Source organism: Yersinia enterocolitica (assembly GCA_002082245.2).
GTDB classification, from domain to species: Bacteria; Pseudomonadota; Gammaproteobacteria; order Enterobacterales; family Enterobacteriaceae; genus Yersinia; species Yersinia enterocolitica_E.
Genome location: NBTC02000002.1, coordinates 4,698,063 through 4,717,574 on the forward strand (window position 1 = coordinate 4,698,063; position 19,512 = coordinate 4,717,574).

Consider the following 19,512-nt stretch of genomic DNA (forward strand, 5'->3'; position numbering starts at 1 on the left):
ATAAATTTCCTTAAGACTTCTGGTATTTCTGGAAGCGCTTATCTAGCTGGCGTAACTGGTCAATGCGCGCATCATAACGCGCCTGTTCCAGACTCCCCAATTTCACCCGAGCACTGGCATCGCTGAGCAGGCCGATGGCCTGTGGCAATTTGCCGCTCAAAGCCAGGCTCTCTGCCCGAGCAGCCAGTTCCTGATCACGTAAACCCAGTGCAGCTGCTGCCTGGGCTAACAGATCCCAGCCATTAGGGTCGTTTGGATTAGCAAAGGTGTAGCGATTTAGTATCTTGACTGCTGCCGCCGGTTGGCCACCTTGGACATAAGCGTTGGCCAGGTTCAATTGCAACACCGGCTCATCATTTTGTTTAGCGGTTGCCGCTTGAAGGCGGGCAATGGCGGCGGCGGCTTTGTTTTGCCCCAGATCGATATCAGTCATCAAATCAAGGAACCAAATATTGCCCGGTTGTTGCGCTAACAGGGGCTGTAACAGATTGCGGGCTTCATCGTACTTTTTGGCCTGATACCATAAAATGGCCTGACCGTATTTGGCCGCCAATTGCTCGCGCACCGTGCCTTTACTCAATGTTTCCAGCAGGTCTGGCGTGAGGCTGTTCTCAGTTGAGCCATACATGCCCAGAATACGAACTTTGGCGAATAAGTAATCTTGTGATGACGCGATAGGGTGCGGTTTCATCTGATTAGCACGGTTACGCGCATCAGATAAACGGCTATCTGGTAAGGGGTGAGTCAGCAGCATTTCCGGTGGTTTTGATGTATATCGTGACTGATCGGCTAATTTTTGCAGGAAGTTAGGCATGGCCTGCGGATCAAACCCCGAACGCTGTAATACCTGAATACCTATACGGTCAGCTTCCTGTTCGTTGCCTTGAGTAAAGCTGATGACGCCTTGTTGAGCGCCTGCTAACGTGCCGCTCAAACCCGCCATCCCTGCTTGTGGGCTGGCCATGGTTAACAGAATAGAACCTAGTACCCCGACCCACGTCAGCGGCGCCATTCTTTGCTGTTCTTCCATCGCGCGCGCCAGATGGCGTTGAGTCACATGAGATATTTCATGTGCTAATACAGATGCTAGTTCACTTTCGTTTTCGGTATAGCGGAACAGGGCAGAGTGGATCACCACATTGCCACCGAAGAAAGCAAAAGCGTTAATTTGATCGTTATTCACTAAATAGAAATGAAACGGCGTACGTACTGAGTAGGCATTGGCGACCAGCCGATTACCCAGCGTATTGATATATTGAGTCAATAGCGGGTCATAAATCAGCGGTGTGCTGGCGCGCATTTGGCGGACATAAAAATCCCCCATTGCCTTTTCCTGATCGATACTCAAAGTGGCACCCGCAGAGGTACCAATATCGGGCAGCAGGTCTTGTGTCTCAGCGCTGGCAGGTATTGTGCCAGTGAGCAGCAAGCTACTGAGTAGTGTGGCGATCATTGTCTTACTTAACCGACCTGTTTTAGTTAACCGATAAGTCATAAACGAGGCTGCCCTTGCTAATGTAATGACAATTAGACTCCGAGATGTGTAAGAGTTCTTCTTCCTTACTCTACTCTCCAGTACAATTGGGTATAGATCACATAAATAGCATCAAATACGTCAAAGGTTAAGCTCAACATCCGTGCTGAGGCCCGCAACTATCTTAGCCAGCATGTGGAGATAAGGGAACGTCTGACGAAAACAATTTACCTTCGTTATGTCCCTGCATGTCGGGGCGGTTAAAGGGATCGACTAATTTGTCGATCTCTCATGGCACTTAAGGAGCAATTACGGATGCTAGAGCTGTTGTTACAGTGGTATCGTCGGCGTTTTACCGACCCGCAGGTTATCGCTTTATTGGTTATTCTGTTGGCTGGATTCTGCATTCTCTACTTCTTCAGTGGCATTTTGGCTCCTCTGCTGGCGGCGATCGTGTTGGCGTATTTGTTAGAATGGCCAACCGCCCGATTACAACGTATTGGTTGTTCGCGCCCATGGGCGGCCAGTATCGTACTGGTGATTTTCGGTGGTATCACACTACTGGCGGTATTTGTTGTGGCGCCAACGGTGTGGCAACAGGGCAATAATCTGATATCAGATATGCCGAAAATGCTTAATAAATTCAATGCGTTTTCTCAGACATTACCTTCGCGTTATCCCGCGCTGGTGGATGCCGGCATTGTCGATATGATGGCAGAAAATCTGCGAAGCAAGCTGTCGGGGATGGGGGAGTCCGTGGTTAAAATCTCTCTCGCTTCATTGATAGGTTTACTGACATTGGCAATTTATTTGATTCTGGTGCCACTGATGCTGTTTTTCCTGCTCAAAGATAAAGAGCAGATGCTGAATGCAGTACGGCGTATTTTACCGCGTAATCGCGGTCTGGCTGGACAAGTCTGGCTGGAAATGAACCAGCAGATAACCAATTATATTCGTGGCAAAGTATTGGAGATGGTGATTGTTGGCATCGCCACGTATTTAGTGTTCTTTGTTATGGGTATGAATTACGCGCTGTTATTGGCGGTGTTAGTCGGCTTCTCGGTACTGATCCCTTATATTGGCGCAGTGATTGTCACTATTCCAGTAGTGTTGGTGGCGTTATTCCAGTGGGGGGTTGGGGCCGATTTCTGGACACTTTTTATCGCCTATCTGGTAGTACAAGGGCTGGATGGTAACTTGCTGGTGCCGGTACTGTTCTCTGAGGCCGTAAACCTACATCCTTTGGTGATTATTCTGTCAGTGATCATTTTTGGCGGCATGTGGGGCTTTTGGGGGGTATTCTTTGCCATCCCGTTAGCTACGCTGGTGAAAGCGGTTATTCATGCCTGGCCGGAGGAGTTTATCCCCGACGCAGATTAACTTATACTCGTCATACTTCAAGCTGCATCTGCGTTGGCTGCCTTCGTTCACCCCAGTCACTTACTTATGTAAGCTCTTGGGGCTTCACTTAGTTGCCGCCTTCCTGCAACTCGAATTATTTAGAGTATATGAAGATATGACGAATAAAAAAGAGCGTTTGAGCGCTCTTTTTTTGCTCTTCTGACTAACTAATCACTCAGGCACTTTGGCGCAAGTAATCCACTACGATATCGTGGTGGTTGGTGGTTTTGAAATTATCAAACACATGCTCCACCTTACCGTCGGCATCAATTAAGAAACTGATACGGTGGATACCATCGTAGGTTTTACCCATAAAGCTTTTTTCGCCCCAGACACCAAACTGCTCTGCGACCTGATGATCTTCATCAGACAGCAATGTGAAGTTCAGTAGCTCTTTTTCAGCGAAACGTGACAGCTTTTCAGGTTTATCGGTACTAATACCGAGCACTTCGACACCCGCTTTCTTCAATTCATCCATGTTGTCGCGCAGACCGCAGGCCTGAACAGTACAGCCTGGTGTCATGGCTTTAGGGTAGAAGTAGACCAAGACACGTTGTCCCTGGAAGTCGGCCAAACTAATCTGCTCGCCATCTTGGTCGGGCAAACTAAACTTCGGCGCTATATCACCGGCTTTCAATGGGCTCATTACTAACTCTCCATTCGTGAGTCATGCTGTGGATAGTTCACAACGCTAATACTGCCTTGCGCGTTGAGTTCTGTACATAGCTGATAAAAAGCGTGTTCAATTATCGAACTGTTTTGGCTGGCGGGACTGTGCGCACTAATCTGGATATGCAACCGAGGGGGGTTGCCGCCTTCAGCCGGCTGAGTTTTGGAAACCAACTCGGCGATATTCATATTGTGACAATGAAACAAGTTGGTAAACCGTTCAATAATATGGGGGGAGTCATTGACTTCAACTTTTACCCATACTGTGGCAGGCATTGCTTTTTGGTCCTGAGCGTTGGTTCGCTTCATCACAATTAGCAAATCAAGCTCTGCCCCTTTTTGCGGTAAGGTGGACTCCAGTAGGGTAATCGCATTCCAACTGCCTGAAAGCAGCATAATAAATGTGAACTCCTCACCGAACATGGCTAGCCGGCTATCTTCAATATTACAACCGCAGCTACTGACATGGCGGGTGATGGTATTCACGATTCCTGGGCGGTCAGCACCCAGTGCGGTAATGACCAGATAATGTTCATCAAGCTGCGGCAAAATCGCTCTTCCTGTCATGCTCTTTGGGGTTACCATGGTAAACATAAAAAAAACCTGCTGCCAAGCGCTTACAACACAGTTGTTTGCTTGCTTTTGGATAGAGGTCAAAAGTACCATGAGGAACTTGTTTAAGGAGGGGGTGGGCAATGTTTACGGGAAGTCCAATGTTTACAGGAAGCATAGTTGCACTGGTAACGCCGATGGACGACAAAGGTGCGGTCGATCGTGCAAGCCTGAAGAAACTGATTGATTACCATGTAACCAGTGGTACTGCGGCGATTGTCTCCGTGGGCACAACTGGTGAGTCTGCAACACTGAACCATGACGAACATGTCGATGTGGTCATGCAGACGCTCGAACTGGCCGACGGCCGAATCCCAGTCATTGCCGGAACCGGCGCTAATGCCACCTCCGAAGCAATTTCTCTCACCCAACGGTTTAATAATACCGGTGTGGTGGGATGTTTGACTGTCACGCCATATTATAATCGGCCAATGCAGGAAGGGTTATATCAACACTTCAAAGCGATTGCTGAAAGTACCGATTTGCCACAAATTCTCTATAATGTGCCTTCGCGTACCGGTTGCGATATGTTACCGCCGACCATTGCTCGCTTAGCCAAAATTAAAAATATTGTTGCTGTTAAAGAAGCAACAGGGAACTTAAGTCGGGTTAGTCAGATCCAAGTGCTGGTTGATGATGAAGATTTCATCCTGCTCAGTGGTGACGATGCGAGCGGACTGGACTTTATGCAACTGGGCGGTAAAGGGGTTATTTCGGTGACAGCTAACATTGCTGCGCGCGAAATGGCTGAACTTTGTGCCTTGGCTGCACAGGGTAACTTTGCAGAAGCACGCCGTTTGAATCAGCGCTTGATGCCGTTGCATCAGCATTTATTTGTAGAAGCAAACCCAATTCCGGTGAAATGGGCCGCGAAGAAGCTGGGATTAATGGCGAATGACACTCTTCGTCTGCCAATGACCCCACTGACTGACCCGGCTAAACGGATTGTGGAAGATGCGCTGAAAAGCGCTGGTTTGCTGTAACTCTTAGGGAAATTTGATGGCAATAACATTGCAAAAGTCGACGGTGGTAACGGTAGTGGGTGTTTCGCTGGCAATGCTGCTGGCAGGTTGCTCCACTGACCAACGCTACAAACGCCAGGTTGGCGGTGACGAGTCTTATCTTGAAGCTCCGGGGCTAAAGCCGCTTAACTCACCAGCAGGGATGATTCTGCCGATACAAAATGGTGAGTTTGATATCCGTTCCGTCAACTCTCAAGGTGCTGTGGGCAAACAGTTGGACATCCGTCCTCCGGTACAACCACTGGCATTGCTTAGCGGTTCTCGCGCTGAAAATGCTAACGATACCAGTAAGCTATTGTTAGAGAATAGCCCGCAAAACCGTAATCTTTGGGCGCAAGTTACCCGCGTTCTACAGGATAAAAACTGGGCGATAGCCAGCCGTCAGGATGCCAGCCAAACGTTGACAACTGACTGGGTCAAATGGAACCGTGCAGATGAAGACGTGCAGTTTGAAGGCCGTTATCAGATAAGCGTGCAGGAGCAAGGTTATCAGTTGGTGTTAGTGGTGAAATCTCTTGCTTTACAGCAAGGTGGGCAACCGGTCACCAGCTATACCGAAATCCAGCGCTACAACGGTGCAATGCTGAATGCCATTATCGAAGGTCTGGATAAGGTGCGTTCTGATAGCGAAAGCAGTCAGGCTTCCCGTAAAGTCGGCACGCTAGATGTTCAAAGCGGCAGCGATGATACTGGTTTACCGCAACTGATTGTACGTGCCCCTTATGCTGTATTGTGGGAACGTCTGCCAGCCGCCCTTGAGAAGATTGGCATGAAGGTTACTGATCGTAGCCGCCCACAAGGTTCGATTAACGTTACCAATAAATCCATGAGTAGCGGCAGTTGGGATGCGTTGGGTGCCAAAGACCCTGAATTGCCAGAAGGCGATTATAAGTTACAGGTCGGTGATCTCGATAACCGCAGTAGCTTACAGTTCATCGGTCCGAAAGGGCATACTCTGACTCAGTCTCAGAACGATGCTCTGGTCGCGGTGTTCCAGGCAGCATTTAGCCAAACTGGTGCTACAAGTACCAAATAAAATCAAAGGGGCTTCGGCCCCTTTCCTTATTTATACCTAAAGTAACTGGAGTTACAGGACGGCGGCAAGTGAACAAATTCCGATGAACTTACATCGGTAAGTGATTCGGGTGAGCGAACGCGCTAACCCCTGCGGCTTCAAGCACGAAAGGTCTGTTTATCGCATATCACTGGAGTAATAAGATGCAAAAGCTAGCTGAGTTGTATCGTGGGAAGGCGAAGACCGTCTATACCACCGAAAATCCTGACCTATTGGTATTGGAGTTCCGTAACGATACGTCAGCACTGGATGGTCAGCGCATTGAACAATTCGATCGTAAAGGAATGGTAAATAACAAATTTAACTATTTCATTATGACTAAATTGGAAGAAGCCGGTATTCCAACGCAAATGGAACGCTTGCTGTCAGATACCGAAGTGTTGGTCAAAAAACTGGAAATGATCCCAGTTGAGTGTGTTATCCGTAACCGTGCCGCAGGCTCGTTGGTAAAACGCTTAGGAATAGAAGAAGGTTTGCAACTAAACCCACCACTGTTCGACCTGTTTTTGAAAAACGATGCCATGCATGACCCAATGGTCAATGAGTCTTATTGCAAGACCTTTGGCTGGGCGACAGAAGCACAATTGGCCCGCATGAAAGAGCTGAGCTATCTGGCGAATGATGTGTTGAGTAAACTGTTTGATGATGCCGGTTTAATCCTGGTGGACTTCAAGTTGGAGTTCGGTTTGTTCGGTGATGAAGTGGTGTTGGGTGATGAGTTCTCACCTGATGGCAGCCGTTTATGGGATAAGGAAACCCTGAACAAGATGGACAAAGACCGTTACCGTCAAAGCCTGGGTGGTTTGATTGAAGCCTACGAAGAAGTTGCACACCGTATCGGCGTAAAATTAGACTAACCGCGCAATCGATTCCGTTTTGTCTGGCGCAGGGGAGATAGTCGCTATCTCCCCCATGCTTTTCTTTCTTAACGCTACAGCATTGTTAGCTATGTTCACCACTCAGCCCCTCTTTGGGCCAGCCGCAGCAAGCAGCGTTTAGTTCTGCTCCAGACAGATTTGTCTCTCACTTGCCGTCTGGTTGTGCCGCTAAGTACTTTGAGCATGTATTTGAATGCCCAACTCCCCTAATAACACCAATCATTTAAGCTTTTAATGGTATTAGCTCGACAGATTTCCTACGATAATATGTAAGGAAAATATCTGGGAGTATTGCTATGCGTTGGCAAGGTCGTCGTGAAAGTGACAATGTAGAAGATAGGCGCGGGGACGCATCCGGGGGCGGTGGTGGGTTCCGGCCTCCGATTGGCGGCAAGGGCGGTATTGTTATTCTGATTGTGGTGTTGGTTGCGGGCTACTACGGGGTTGACTTGACCCCGCTGTTAAATGGCAGTGATCCGATGTCACAAACTCAAACACAGCCACGTTCTCCAAGTTCAGTCAGCACTAAAGATGACCAATATGCCAAATTCACCTCGGTCGTTCTGGCGGATACAGAAGACGCCTGGAAACCTATTTTCCAAAAGATGGGGCGCACCTATCAGGAGCCTAAACTGGTGATGTATCGTGGTGCAACGCGCACCGGTTGCGGTACCGGTCAGTCCGTTATGGGGCCGTTTTATTGCCCAGCAGATAGCACGGTTTATATCGACTTATCTTTCTATGAAGATATGAAGAATAAACTGGGGGCGGGGGGCGACTTTGCTCAGGCCTATGTGATTGCTCATGAAGTTGGCCACCATGTGCAGCATTTGATGGGTATTGATACTAAAGTGCGTCAGCAGCAGCAGGGTGCATCTCAGGCTGAAGCTAATCGTCTCTCGGTCAAAATGGAATTGCAGGCGGACTGCTTTGCCGGTGTGTGGGGCAAAGCGATGGAAGACCAGCAGGTGTTGGAAGTGGGTGATTTACAAGCGGCACTAAATGCGGCACAGGCGATTGGGGATGATCGCTTACAGCAGCAAAGGCAAGGGCGTGTCGTCCCCGATAGCTTCACTCATGGCACATCACAACAGCGCTATACCTGGTTTAAACGTGGTTTCGATAGCGGTGATCCTAATAGCTGCAACACGTTCTCCACCCGTTAAACTGATCAGCTAAAATCATTGGCGTTACAGCGAACAGCGCTGTAGCGTCAGGTACGAAAAGTATAAATAGATTATCATAAGACCACTTTCCTCTTACCGGCACGCTAGCTGCCGGCATTTATTGCAAGGCAGGGATAACCATGGCCGCTCTTGATCCAACTTTATTGATTCTATTGGCGTTGGCTGCGCTTGGCATCATTAGCCACAATATGACCGTCACATTAGCTATTCTGACACTACTCGCCATTCGTATTACTCCGTTAAATCAGTTTTTCCCATGGATAGAAAAGTATGGCTTAACCATCGGTATTTTGATTCTGACCATTGGCGTGATGACGCCGATTGCTAGTGGTAAAATTAGCGCCAGCGAGGTGCTGCACTCCTTTGTGCAGTGGAAATCGATATTAGCCATTGTGGTCGGGGTTGCGGTCTCTTGGTTAGGCGGGCGTGGCGTGTCGTTGATGACTCACCAACCGTCCGTGGTGGCAGGGCTATTGGTCGGAACGGTACTGGGGGTTGCGTTATTCAGAGGCGTTCCGGTTGGGCCGTTGATCGCCGCGGGCTTGCTTTCACTGGTGATCGGTAAATCGTAACGTGATCCATCAAATTGTGCTCAGCCAACCACTAATGGCACGGCAGGGGATACGGCGTTTACTGGTCCTCAGCGGTTGCGCGGATTGGTCGCGCCAGCAGGCATTAAATCTGCGTCAGCAATTGCCGGGTGATTGGTTATGGATAGCAGAACAGGCCCCTGACACTGGCAATGCAATTCACCCGACAGCGGCAAAAACCTTACTCGGGCAGGAAGGGTTACATGGCGTATTTGATGCCACCGATGGTTTGAATACCGAAGCACTGGCGGTGCTGGCCGGCGCATTGCAAGCTGGGAGCTGGCTGGTGCTATTAGTGCCGCAGTGGGATAGGTGGCCGTGCTTACCAGACGCTGATAGTTTGCGCTGGAGTGAACAACTAACCCCCATCACTACACCGAATTTTATTCACCATCTGCAACGTCAACTTCAGGCTGATCCTGATGTTATTTTGTGGCAACAGAACCAGCCGCTAGCTATGCCTATGGTGTACTCTCGCCCAGACTGGCAGCAGCCCGACGGTTCTCCTACCACGGAACAGCAAACTATCCTTCAACGCCTAATGCAGGCAGAACGCGGCACTTGGGTGCTGACGGCAGCCCGTGGGCGCGGTAAATCGACGCTGGCCGGTATGTTGGTAGCGCAGTGGCCCGGTCGCTGCTGGGTTACCGGGCCGGGTAAAGCGGCCACACAAGTGCTGAATCAGTGCGCGGGAGAACGAGCGCACTTCTGGGCGCCGGATGCACTATTAGACTACTGTCGGTTAAACGATGTCAGCGGCATTGACTGGTTATTGATTGATGAGGCTGCGGCTATCCCTGCCACACTCCTATCGGCGTTATTGGTGTACTTCCCACGGGCATTATTAACCACCACCGTACAGGGTTACGAAGGCACCGGGCGTGGTTTCTTGTTGAAGTTCTGTACAACACTACACGATTGGCACCCTTTGGCGCTAACAGACCCTATTCGTTGGGCCAGCGGTGATCCGCTAGAGCGTGTCGTGGATGAAGTTATGCTATTTGACGATGAGCTACCGTGCCGCGAATCTCTCTCAGCGTCAGTCGATATTATGCCCTGTAAGCAGCGCGATTGGCTGCACTACCCCGAATTGCTGCGACGTTTTTATGGTTTGCTTGCCAGTGCGCATTATCGCACCACCCCTCTTGATTTGCGGCGTTTGATGGATGCGCCGGGGATGCATTTTTCTGCGGCCAAGGTGGCTGATTCAGTCATTGGTGCACTGTGGCTGGTGGATGAGGGGGGGCTTAGCAGTGCATTAGCCCATGCCGTTTGGGCAGGGAAACGGCGGCCAAAGGGGAGTTTGGTGGCTCAGTCACTGGCGGCACATAGTGGGCAATGGCATGCACCCACCTTACGGTCGCGGCGAATCAGTCGAGTCGCCGTCGCACCGTCATGGCGGCAGCAGGGGATAGCCCGGCAGATGATTGCCGCCGAGCTTGCGTGTGGGCTGCGCGAGAGGCTTGATTATATTTCAGTCAGTTTTGGTTATACCCCCGAATTAGAATGCTTCTGGCGTGCCTGTGGCTTTCATCTGGTGCGTATTGGTAGCCATAAGGAAGCCAGCAGCGGCTGTTACGCGGCAATGGCGGTATCACCCTTGAGTCCGGCGGGGCAATCGCTCTGTGAGGCAGCACGGCAGCAATTAGAGCGTGATTGGTATTGGTTGCAACAATGGGTAGACATCCCAACGCCCTTATCGTTATCCCCGCCTCAACAACCTGACATTTCCTTAAATGACGACGACTGGCGTGAACTGGCTGGTTTTGCCTTTGCTTTTCGGCCGTTAGAAGCGAGCTTACCCGCTCTACAGCGTTTATTATTACGCAGCCAATTACCCCTTCCTGCATTACGGTATTATTTACAGCAAGGTATTTCGCCCGCGCAGATTGTTAATAATCTAGCCCTCACAGGGCGAAAAGCATTAGTAGCACGGTGGCGGCAAGAGGCAGCCGAGGGGATGGCAGAGGGTTGATGACAGTTATCTTTTATTGTCTTAAAACTCAATTTCTCATGATGTGTCGAAGAGGCTCTTAAGGTAAGGTATTCGCCATATTCAGGATGAGTATAGCGAGGATACCAGGCTAGATGCACACGCACAGATTGGTCACTGAAGGATTAGTAAAAATTGAAGATGGCATGGGGTACATTGATATTGAATTTGTTTTTGCGGGAGATGAAAAACGTTCCATCACCGTGAGGCTAATGTTCTGTCCCCCCCCTCTTTAGATCCTGTGGCAGCAGGAAGAGCTAAACCCGACACAGATATTTGCAAAGCCTGAAGGCTCAATTGACCTATTGCTACATGAGTTACATTATCTCTATAGCGCGTTAGTTGACTTCATGCTTAGGGTGGTTGACATTGAAAGCACACAACGTCTGTATTTCTCTGCTGAGAACGAAGCCTTAATACGATATATCCAAGGTATGTTAAGCGGTTTGCCAGAGAGCGTAATCTCACCTACCTAAATGATGGGGCTTGTTATGCGATACGAACGCGGCACTACCCACACGAAGGGTAAAATTGATTTTAAAGCGATTCATGATGGCAAAGTCGAAATGTTCAAACGATTTATGGCTGCTAAAGAAGTTGCTGAGCGCAAAGGTGAAGTGATAGTAAAACCGCTTTGATCTCATCTGCTTATAATGATAATGAATACAGGCTAATTGGCCTGTTTTGTTGATAATAAATTACTCGAGCAATCGACTATCCACCGAGTCAGATCCCGCATCCGCCGTTACCTTCAATAATTCCCACCAACTCCATCAATAAAACCCAATATCTCTCCGAAACCTGCAGCGTATAGTAACGTTATTGTCATTTAATGATTAAAGGCCGCTTGATGAATCAGACTTCTATCGTAGTGCAGCAACCGGCAACGCCAGAACAATTAATATTATTGTTTCATGGTGTTGGTGATAGCGCCGCTGGAATGGCACCGGTCGGTAGCCATTTTGCACAAGCCTTTCCTCAGGCGCTGGTCGTCAGTGTTGATGGTATATTCGCCAGCAACATGGGGAGTGGGCGTCAGTGGTTCTCAGTGCAAGGTGTTACTGAGGATAATCGTCAGGAGCGAGTTAATGCGGTGATGTCGCAATTCATTGATATTATACGTTATTGGCAACAGAAGAGTGGCCTTGGGGCACAGCAGACCACCCTGGTCGGTTTTTCGCAGGGCACGATTATGTCATTGGAGGGGGTGAAAGCTCAGCCGCAGTTAGCCGGGCAAGTTATTGCGTTTAGTGGCCGTTTTGCGACGTTACCACAGCAACCCATCGCTGACGTGGTGATCCATTTTATTCATGGTGAGCAGGATGGGGTGATTCGTGTGGAACATGCCAAGGCTGCAACCAGTAGCTTAATGGCTTTGGGCTGCCGCGTAACACTGAGTCTGGATGCCAATACTGGGCATGGTATTAATCAACCAATGCTCAAACTGGCTATCGACCATTTGCGTGACGATATTGCAGCGAGGTAATTCACCCTGACGAAGGGGGCTGGCCCCTTCGTTTGATGTGACTCGAGCTTTACTTATTTTTTCTTGTTCTTATCCGGCCAGTCGTCATCGTCGTCCCATTGCGCATTGTTATCGCGATGAGGTGGTAATTCTGGTTTGTTTTTTAAAAAGCTTTTATGATCAAGACGGCGTAACTCTTTGATGCCGTTTAAGATAATACCCGCAAGCAGGATAAGTATGATCCACCAATAATCTGCTAACCAGTGCATGGTTAAGTTCCTTCCGTTGATATACCTGTCATCTTTCAAACTGCCGGTGTGGCTGCACTCAAGAACCTGAATCACCTGACTGCGTAAGCACGTCGGGATTAATCAACCTTATTCTCGCTTGCCGACTTCCTGCATCTTGGAATCTATAGGGTATGAATAAATCGCGAAAAAATCATGGGTAAATGGCTTGTCAGCCACTCACTGCCTGCCACATCCTGTGATTGCCAAGCTTCTAGTAGAATGTTGGGTGTCAGTAAATGTTCCGCCGCCGCAGCTAACGGGCGATAACTTAGGTGCCAAGGTTCTGCTGCAATACCGCCGTTATCCTCGCTAAATGGCCGGTAAAAACCAAATTCAGCCATATGAACATCCAGCCACTGGGTCAACGGATAAAAATAGCCACTCGCTTGGTATTCCCATGGCTCCAGCTGTAATTTAGTCTCTGCGGGCAACAGGGAGGGATCGTAAATATCCAGATCACTGCCCCAGTGATGGCGGCTGGCTCCCGGCAGGGCAGACCAGCGTAAAATAGCCTCACAACGAGCCTGAGCATCAAGTTGGCAAATCTCTATCGGCTGGCTGTCTTTATCTAATACTGGTCGCTCACCACGAAATTTACCATTCCAGATCGCTAATTGGCGGTCAAAATCGCGAAAAGTGCTGGCAGGTTGTAAATCAAACCCCGCTCGTTTAGCGGCTTGTTGCATAGCCTGAAAGGCCGCAACAGCTTGTGGTTGCAGGCGATGGTTGCCGCTTAACACCGTCAGATGATCGGTTGAACGGCCGGTAAGCATCTCTGGTGTTAATGTATTAGCTGTCATGCGATGAGCTGCTCCATAATTCGCTGATACATCCGGCTCAGTAGTTGCAAGTCAGCGGCGTGAACACATTCATTCACTTTATGGATAGTGGCATTAACCGGCCCTAACTCCACCACTTGAGCACCCATTAACGCGATAAAACGGCCATCAGAGGTGCCCCCGGTGGTTAACAGTTGCGGCGTGATTTCAGTGTAGTGCTCAACAGCATTAATTACTGCATCGACCAGCGCACCCCTTGCGGTAAGAAAGGGTTGACCAGACAACACCCACTCGAGGGTGTAATTTAGTTGATGGCGTTTCAACAGCGCCTCTACGCGCTGCTTAATCATGCTGTCAGTCAGTTCTGTACTGAAACGGAAGTTGAACTGCACATAGAACTCACCGGGAATCACATTATTGCTGCCGGTTCCGGCATGCAAATTGGCGATCTGCATACTGGTGGCGGGGAAGAACTCATTGCCTTCATCCCATTGTGTAGCAACCAGCTCATTCAGGGCTGGCATGGCACGGTGAACCGGATTATCCGCTAAATGAGGATAGGCCACGTGCCCTTGAATTCCATGGATACGCAAGTTGGCAGTAATAGAACCCCGGCGGCCATTTTTCACCACATCGCCGACTCGGTCAGTACTGGAGGGTTCGCCAACCAGACAGTAATCCAGCCGCTCGTTACGCGCCATCAACGCATTCACGACTTTGACCGTACCGTTAATGGCCTTGGCTTCTTCATCGGAGGTAATCATAAATGCCAGCCGGCCTTTATGTTCTGGATGAGCCGCGACAAAACGTTCGGCGGCGACCACCATTGCAGCCAGTGAACCTTTCATATCGGCGGCACCACGGCCATACAGCATGCCATCACGAATGGTCGGTTCAAACGGTGGGCTGCTCCAATGGCTTTCATCACCGGTGGGGACCACATCGGTATGACCGGCAAATGCCAAGGTTTCACCTTCGCCGCGCCAGGCCCAGAAATTAAGGGTATCGCCAAAATTCATAGGTTCTACCGTAAAACCGATAGCCTCTAAGCGCTTAATCATGATCGCCTGGCAGCCCGCATCAGAAGGGCTGAGCGACGGGCGTTTAATTAATTGTTGGGCCAGTTCGATTACCGGACAGATCATGTTATTGCACCTCGATAACGTGTTGTTTAATATTATGTTGTTGAATAAAAAGTTGATAACTTTCAGTTTTGAAGCCCAGCAGCATTTCGCCATTGGTGGCTTCCAGTAGCGGGCGTTTAATTATGGCTGGCTGTTCTAGCATCAGCGCTTTGGCGGCCAGAGCATCGGTTATTGCATCACGTTGGGCTTGTGGCAATTTACGCCAGGTGGTACCGCGCGTATTGAGCAATGGTTCCCAACCCAGTTGATCGATAAAACCTTGCAGGCGTTCGTCACTCAATCCGTCTGCACGATAATCGTGAAACTGATAGGCAATACCTTGCTCTTCCAGCCAGCGGCGGGCCTTTTTTATGGTATCGCAATTTTTAATGCCATAAAGGCGCAATGATGGAGTGGCTAGGCTATCTGACATGGAAAAATAATACCTCGGCTAGAATGGCAAATCAGGTCAGCCGTATAGACGACTGCCCGGCTCAAGGGGAGCAATTTGCCCATAATGCGGGAAAATGTGATTTGAATCCAGACGGCTATGCGTTGTTGAGCGCGGCGGTAATCAGAACTGAGCTGTTGATTTAGCCAATACGGTCAAGGTTAGCGGCATATTGGCGAATTGCTTTTTGGTAGAGGCTGATGTCCTGATGGTTTGAGGTTTCAGCCAGCAATATCAATAACGCAGCGACTGCCTCTTTGGTTTCACCGAGGTTATACAGTGTCATGGCGCGGAATAAGGTAATCTCTTTCGCTTGTGGGAAATGGGCTAACGCGCGGTCAAATGTATCCAGTGACTCTTGATATAACCCCAGAGCGCGATAAGTGCTGCCCAGCCCCAAATAAGCCTCCTGCAACTCTTTACCTACCAGATTGTGCTCAATAGCGGCCCGATAGAATGGGATTGCCTGCAACTCCAACCCCTGCACATCATACAGTGAGGCAATCTTATACAGCAGACTGGCGTTATCTGGTGAACGACGCAGTAAGTCCAGCGCCATTGCCACCGCATCATCATAACGGCCCAGCTCTTTTAATGAGTCGATGGAGTGTTTCATGGTTGTGCTCTGTATTTTGCCAATAACGGGTTTTGTCAAAAACGGCGTTTACCCCTATATATCTGAGCACGCTACTCTCGAATGATAAAACAGGCAAGTGATGTAATGCTGGCTGAGGAAACTCAGTGACAGGGCAAAATTCAAGATCTCTGCGACAGATCTCATTTCAACCGTTAGGTAGCTTACTTTCAATTTTGACTGTTCAAAAAATAGGCGTATAATTGGCCGCGATAATTAGAGAGGATGTTATGGTTGAATTTGAGTTAAGCACGTGGAAAGAGTTTATCGATGCTATGCTGCGTAAGGCATAAGCGAATAAACCGGCAGTAAGAGTAACTATCTTTTTGTTGTTTTAACGATTGACTTATTACACCCAGGGGCGAAAAATCGCTCGCCAGAAAGGCAGAGACCATATTGGATCTGCCTTTTTTATGCCCGTCATCTTTCAAACCGTAGGTGTGTTGGCGGCTCTCGTTCACCCGAATCACTGACTTGATGTCAGCTCATCGGGATTCTCTTGCTTGCCGTCTTCCTACAGCTTGAAATCTATTGGGCATAATCAGATGTCATCTTTCCAACCGTAGGTGTGTTGGCGGCTCTCGTTCACCCGAATCACTGACTTGATGTCAGCTCATCGGGATTCTCTTGCTTGCCGTCTGCCTACAGCTTGAAATCTATTGGGCATAATCAGAAGTCATCTTTCCAACCGTAGGTGTGTTGGCGTCTCTAGTTACCCGGCCCATCCTTGGGGGGTAGCGGCTCTCGTTACTCTTTCGCGCGCGGTGGCCTGCCTGGGAAGCGACGACGCACCAGAACAAAGAACAGCGGTACAAAGAAAATCGCCAGCACGGTAGCTGAAATCATCCCCCCCATCACACCAGTACCTACGGCATGTTGGCTACCTGAGCCTGCACCCTGGCTGATAGCCATGGGTAATACACCAAAGATAAATGCCAGCGAGGTCATCAAAATAGGCCGCAACCGCTGGCGGGAAGCCTCAAGAGTGGCTTCGACTAAATCTTTACCTTTATTGTTTAATTCGCTGGCAAACTCGACGATTAAAATGGCGTTTTTGGCCGATAAGCCAATAATGGTCAGCAACCCGACCTGGAAATAAACGTCATTCTCCAACCCACGCATCCAAGTGGCCGCCACCGCACCTATAACCCCGAGAGGCACCACCAACATCACAGAAAACGGTATTGACCAGCTCTCATACAATGCCGCCAAACACAAAAACACCACCAGTAACGAGATGGCATAGAGGGCCGGGGCCTGTGAACCCGATAGCCGCTCCTGATAGGACATGCCTGTCCACTCCAGACCAAAACCATTCGGTAGCTGTTTGACCAGATTCTCCATAACATCCATTGCAGTACCGGTACTGATACCTGGTGCCGCCTCACCGACAATCTCCAGTGCAGAATAACCGTTATAGCGCTCCAATCGTGGTGAGCCATATTCCCAGCGGGTAGTAGAGAACGCCGAGAAGGGCACCATGCTGCCGCTTTTATTACGGACATACCATTTGTTAACGTCTTCCGGCAGCATACGGGCGGTGGCCTCAGACTGCACATAGACTTTCTTCACCCGCCCACGATCAACAAAGTCGTTAACATAAGTCGAACCCCAGGCCGTTTTCAGGGTGTTATTAATATCATCCAGTGCTACGCCCAATGCTTGTGCTTTGCGTTGATCGATATCTATCTGCAACTGCGGGCTATCGTCCAATCCGTTATGTCGCACCCGGGTCAGGGCTGGCTCTTTAGCCGCCATCTGTAATAACTGATCGCGAGCAGCCATCAATTTGTCATGGCCCAAACCGCCGTGATCTTGTAATTCCATATCAAAACCTGATGAGCCACCCAAGCCTGAAATGGCCGGCGGGCTACTGACTGACACTCTGGCTTCGGCAATTTTATTAAATACTTTGGTGGCACGTTCAATAATGGCAAAAGAAGAGTTATTACTCTCTTTACGCTGATCCCAATCAGACAGCCGGATGAAGAGGCGTGCCACATTTTGGCCGTTACCACCTGGGCCGGACCCCACCGTTGAGAATACCGACAACACATTATTCTTTTCTTCCGTCAGGAAGTAGTTCTCTACTTTTTCAACCACTTTCAGTGTCTGTTGCTGGGTTGATCCCACTGGGAGCTGGACTTGCGCCATAAACACACCACGGTCTTCCAATGGTAAGAACGACGTCGGTAACTTGATGAACAACAGAGCCAGCCCGCCCAACAGCAGAAAATAGAGCAACATATAGCGCAGACTATGATGTAACACCTGAGCCACACCTTTCTCGTAACGGCGAGTGTTATTATCGAACATACGGTTAAACCAACCGAAAAAGCCACGCTTGGCGTGATGATGGCCCTGCTGAATGGGTTTGAGCATGGTGGCGCAAAGTGCTGGGGTTAGAATTAAGGCGACCAGCACCGAAAGCACCATGGCAGAAACGATGGTAATGGAGAATTGGCGGTAGATGGCCCCGGTGGTCCCACCGAAGAATGCCATCGGGATAAACACGGCAGACAGCACCAGCGCAATACCCACCAATGCGCCCTGAATTTGCCCCATAGACTTACGAGTCGCTTCGCGTGGCCCTAGTCCTTCTTCGCTCATCACTCGTTCGACGTTTTCCACCACCACGATGGCATCGTCAACTAACAGCCCGATCGCCAATACAATGGCAAACATGGTTAGGGTATTAATACTGAATCCGAACGCCGACAGTACTGCGAACGTGCCCAATAGCACCACTGGGACGGCGATTGTTGGGATAAGGGTGGCGCGGAAATTCTGCAAAAAGAGATACATCACCAGGAAAACCAACAAAATGGCTTCCAACAATGTTTTTACCACATCCTTGATTGAGGCTTTAACGAACGGTGTGGTTTCATAAGCGATTTTGGCTTCAAGACCGTGCGGGAAAAACGGGGCCAGTTCTGCTATCCGGGCCTTAACCAACTCATCGGTTTGCAGTTCATTGGCACCGGAGGCGAGCTTGATACTCATCCCTGATGCCGCCTGGCCATTAAAGCGACTCAGATAATCATATCTTTCAGCACCCATCTCAATTTTAGCCACATCACCCAATGTGACCAGCGAGCCGTCCTGGTTGACCCGCAGCGTGATTTCCCTAAATTGCTCTGGTGTCTGTAATTGAGATTGAGCATTAATGGTGGCATTTAATGCCTGATTATCGACGGAAGGGGTTCCGCCTAATTGGCCCACCGCAATCTGACTATTTTGCGATTGGATAGCGCTGACAATATCTTGGGTGGTCAGTTGATAATTATTGAGTTTATTGGGGTCGAGCCAGATACGCATAGCATATTGGGAACCGAAGGCATCAATGCTACCGACCCCTTCGATACGGCTAAGTGGGTCTTGCAGATTACTGGCGACATAGTCGGCAATATCTTGTTTATCCATACTGCCATCGGTGGAGACAAAGGCCACCATCATCAAGGTGTTATCACCAGATTTCGAGACTGAAACCCCTTGCTGTTGCACATCTTGTGGCAGTTTTTTAATGGCAGACTGCAACTGATTCTGTACCTGCTGCATCGCTTCGTTAGGATCAGTACCCGCTTGGAATGTCAGGGTTATTGATGCGCTGCCAGAGTTGCTGCTTTGCGATGACATATACAGCAGCTTATCAAGGCCGGTCATGCTTTGCTCGATAACCTGCGTGACGGTATTTTCCAGTGTTTGTGCCGAGGCTCCTGGATATGAGGCACTGATGCGGACATTAGGTGGTGCCAGATTCGGGTATTGCTCAACAGGCAGCGTCGAGATTGCTAAAGCCCCGGTAAGACACAAAATTATCGCCAATACCCAAGCAAAGATCGGGCGGTCGATGAAAAAATTAGCCATG

At 49.4% G+C, this 19,512-nt stretch carries 19 protein-coding genes; 10 read left to right on the forward strand and 9 right to left on the reverse strand.

Going from position 1 to position 19,512, the window contains the following annotated elements; all coding sequences use genetic code 11:
- Positions 1–10 precede the first annotated feature (10 nt).
- Positions 11–1,453 carry a hypothetical protein gene (locus tag A6J66_022920; protein PNM26749.1) on the reverse strand — a complete coding sequence of 481 codons (1,443 nt, stop codon included), beginning with the start codon at positions 1,451–1,453 and terminating at the stop codon, positions 11–13.
- A gap of 336 nt (positions 1,454–1,789) precedes the next feature.
- Here A6J66_022920 and A6J66_022925 point away from each other — a divergent pair, with 336 nt between their 5' ends.
- Together A6J66_022925 and A6J66_022930 are read left to right on the forward strand one after the other, a co-directional pair.
- Positions 1,790–2,854: an AI-2E family transporter gene (locus tag A6J66_022925; protein ID PNM26750.1), complete on the forward strand. Its 1,065-nt coding sequence runs from the start codon at positions 1,790–1,792 to the stop codon at positions 2,852–2,854.
- Positions 2,764–2,946: a hypothetical protein gene (locus A6J66_022930; GenBank protein PNM26751.1), complete on the forward strand. Its 183-nt coding sequence runs from the start codon at positions 2,764–2,766 to the stop codon at positions 2,944–2,946. The genes A6J66_022925 and A6J66_022930 overlap by 91 nt, the downstream gene beginning before the upstream one ends.
- 104 nt (positions 2,947–3,050) lie before the next feature.
- Here A6J66_022930 and A6J66_022935 read toward each other — a convergent pair whose 3' ends face one another.
- Positions 3,051–3,521 (reverse strand): thioredoxin-dependent thiol peroxidase, encoded by a 471-nt coding sequence (locus A6J66_022935; GenBank protein PNM26752.1) that lies wholly within the window; start codon positions 3,519–3,521, stop codon positions 3,051–3,053.
- Between the two features lie 2 nt (positions 3,522–3,523).
- Positions 3,524–4,093 carry a glycine cleavage system transcriptional repressor gene (locus tag A6J66_022940; protein ID PNM27137.1) on the reverse strand — a complete coding sequence of 190 codons (570 nt, stop codon included), beginning with the start codon at positions 4,091–4,093 and terminating at the stop codon, positions 3,524–3,526.
- Positions 4,094–4,257: 164 nt separating this feature from the next.
- Between A6J66_022940 and A6J66_022945 the strand changes: the two genes are divergently transcribed.
- From A6J66_022945 to A6J66_022975, 7 genes are all read left to right on the forward strand, one after another.
- Entirely contained in the window at positions 4,258–5,139 is an 882-nt protein-coding gene (locus tag A6J66_022945) for a 4-hydroxy-tetrahydrodipicolinate synthase (protein ID PNM26753.1), read from the forward strand.
- A 16-nt stretch (positions 5,140–5,155) separates the two neighbouring features.
- Positions 5,156–6,214 carry an outer membrane protein assembly factor BamC gene (locus A6J66_022950; GenBank protein ID PNM26754.1) on the forward strand — a complete coding sequence of 353 codons (1,059 nt, stop codon included), beginning with the start codon at positions 5,156–5,158 and terminating at the stop codon, positions 6,212–6,214.
- 182 nt (positions 6,215–6,396) lie between these two features.
- On the forward strand, positions 6,397–7,110 hold the full coding sequence (locus tag A6J66_022955) for a phosphoribosylaminoimidazolesuccinocarboxamide synthase (GenBank protein ID PNM26755.1): 714 nt from the start codon (positions 6,397–6,399) through the stop codon (positions 7,108–7,110).
- 317 nt (positions 7,111–7,427) lie between these two features.
- On the forward strand, positions 7,428–8,297 hold the full coding sequence (locus tag A6J66_022960) for a hypothetical protein (protein PNM26756.1): 870 nt from the start codon (positions 7,428–7,430) through the stop codon (positions 8,295–8,297).
- A gap of 140 nt (positions 8,298–8,437) precedes the next feature.
- A complete protein-coding gene (locus A6J66_022965) occupies positions 8,438–8,890 on the forward strand; it encodes a DUF441 domain-containing protein (GenBank protein ID PNM26757.1) in 453 nt (150 codons plus the stop codon).
- A gap of 34 nt (positions 8,891–8,924) precedes the next feature.
- Positions 8,925–10,883 carry a tRNA cytosine(34) acetyltransferase TmcA gene (locus A6J66_022970; protein ID PNM27138.1) on the forward strand — a complete coding sequence of 653 codons (1,959 nt, stop codon included), beginning with the start codon at positions 8,925–8,927 and terminating at the stop codon, positions 10,881–10,883.
- An 868-nt stretch (positions 10,884–11,751) separates the two neighbouring features.
- Entirely contained in the window at positions 11,752–12,387 is a 636-nt protein-coding gene (locus A6J66_022975) for an esterase (GenBank protein PNM27139.1), read from the forward strand.
- 53 nt (positions 12,388–12,440) lie between these two features.
- Here A6J66_022975 and A6J66_022980 read toward each other — a convergent pair whose 3' ends face one another.
- The 4 genes from A6J66_022980 to A6J66_022995 all read right to left on the reverse strand — a co-directional run bounded on the left by A6J66_022980 (position 12,441) and on the right by A6J66_022995 (position 14,992).
- Positions 12,441–12,635: a hypothetical protein gene (locus A6J66_022980; protein PNM26758.1), complete on the reverse strand. Its 195-nt coding sequence runs from the start codon at positions 12,633–12,635 to the stop codon at positions 12,441–12,443.
- 143 nt (positions 12,636–12,778) lie between these two features.
- Complete coding sequence (locus A6J66_022985) at positions 12,779–13,456, reverse strand: peptidase M15 (GenBank protein PNM26759.1); 678 nt, start codon at positions 13,454–13,456, stop codon at positions 12,779–12,781.
- Positions 13,453–14,580: a succinyl-diaminopimelate desuccinylase gene (gene dapE, locus A6J66_022990; GenBank protein PNM26760.1), complete on the reverse strand. Its 1,128-nt coding sequence runs from the start codon at positions 14,578–14,580 to the stop codon at positions 13,453–13,455. The genes A6J66_022985 and dapE overlap by 4 nt, the downstream gene beginning before the upstream one ends.
- Position 14,581: 1 nt before the next feature.
- On the reverse strand, positions 14,582–14,992 hold the full coding sequence (locus tag A6J66_022995) for an ArsC family reductase (protein PNM26761.1): 411 nt from the start codon (positions 14,990–14,992) through the stop codon (positions 14,582–14,584).
- Between A6J66_022995 and A6J66_023000 the strand changes: the two genes are divergently transcribed.
- The gene (locus A6J66_023000; GenBank protein ID PNM26762.1) at positions 14,968–15,156 is read left to right on the forward strand and encodes a hypothetical protein; all 189 of its coding nucleotides are present in this window, start codon (positions 14,968–14,970) and stop codon (positions 15,154–15,156) included. The two genes, A6J66_022995 and A6J66_023000, sit on opposite strands and share 25 nt — an antisense overlap.
- Here A6J66_023000 and A6J66_023005 read toward each other — a convergent pair.
- Both A6J66_023005 and A6J66_023010 read right to left on the reverse strand, forming a co-directional pair.
- Positions 15,153–15,626 (reverse strand): tetratricopeptide repeat protein, encoded by a 474-nt coding sequence (locus A6J66_023005; GenBank protein PNM26763.1) that lies wholly within the window; start codon positions 15,624–15,626, stop codon positions 15,153–15,155. The genes A6J66_023000 and A6J66_023005 overlap by 4 nt on opposite strands.
- 765 nt (positions 15,627–16,391) lie before the next feature.
- On the reverse strand, positions 16,392–19,511 hold the full coding sequence (locus A6J66_023010) for an aminoglycoside/multidrug transporter subunit AcrD (GenBank protein ID PNM26764.1): 3,120 nt from the start codon (positions 19,509–19,511) through the stop codon (positions 16,392–16,394).
- Position 19,512: the final 1 nt, after the last annotated feature.

Bases quoted from the DNA above. Each gene is read 5' to 3' on its own strand.
- A6J66_022920 (PNM26749.1), bottom strand. From the start codon at position 1,453: ATGATCGCCACACTACTCAGTAGCTTGCTGCTCACTGGCACAATACCT.
- A6J66_022925 (PNM26750.1), top strand. From the start codon at position 1,790: ATGCTAGAGCTGTTGTTACAGTGGTATCGTCGGCGTTTTACCGACCCG.
- A6J66_022935 (PNM26752.1), bottom strand. From the start codon at position 3,521: ATGAGCCCATTGAAAGCCGGTGATATAGCGCCGAAGTTTAGTTTGCCC.
- A6J66_022945 (PNM26753.1), top strand. From the start codon at position 4,258: ATGTTTACAGGAAGCATAGTTGCACTGGTAACGCCGATGGACGACAAA.
- A6J66_022950 (PNM26754.1), top strand. From the start codon at position 5,156: ATGGCAATAACATTGCAAAAGTCGACGGTGGTAACGGTAGTGGGTGTT.
- A6J66_022955 (PNM26755.1), top strand. From the start codon at position 6,397: ATGCAAAAGCTAGCTGAGTTGTATCGTGGGAAGGCGAAGACCGTCTAT.
- A6J66_022960 (PNM26756.1), top strand. From the start codon at position 7,428: ATGCGTTGGCAAGGTCGTCGTGAAAGTGACAATGTAGAAGATAGGCGC.
- A6J66_022965 (PNM26757.1), top strand. From the start codon at position 8,438: ATGGCCGCTCTTGATCCAACTTTATTGATTCTATTGGCGTTGGCTGCG.
- A6J66_022970 (PNM27138.1), top strand. From the start codon at position 8,925: ATGGCACGGCAGGGGATACGGCGTTTACTGGTCCTCAGCGGTTGCGCG.
- A6J66_022975 (PNM27139.1), top strand. From the start codon at position 11,752: ATGAATCAGACTTCTATCGTAGTGCAGCAACCGGCAACGCCAGAACAA.
- A6J66_022980 (PNM26758.1), bottom strand. From the start codon at position 12,635: ATGCACTGGTTAGCAGATTATTGGTGGATCATACTTATCCTGCTTGCG.
- A6J66_022985 (PNM26759.1), bottom strand. From the start codon at position 13,456: ATGACAGCTAATACATTAACACCAGAGATGCTTACCGGCCGTTCAACC.
- dapE (PNM26760.1), bottom strand. From the start codon at position 14,580: ATGATCTGTCCGGTAATCGAACTGGCCCAACAATTAATTAAACGCCCG.
- A6J66_023000 (PNM26762.1), top strand. From the start codon at position 14,968: ATGGAGTGGCTAGGCTATCTGACATGGAAAAATAATACCTCGGCTAGA.
- A6J66_022995 (PNM26761.1), bottom strand. From the start codon at position 14,992: ATGTCAGATAGCCTAGCCACTCCATCATTGCGCCTTTATGGCATTAAA.
- A6J66_023005 (PNM26763.1), bottom strand. From the start codon at position 15,626: ATGAAACACTCCATCGACTCATTAAAAGAGCTGGGCCGTTATGATGAT.
- A6J66_023010 (PNM26764.1), bottom strand. From the start codon at position 19,511: ATGGCTAATTTTTTCATCGACCGCCCGATCTTTGCTTGGGTATTGGCG.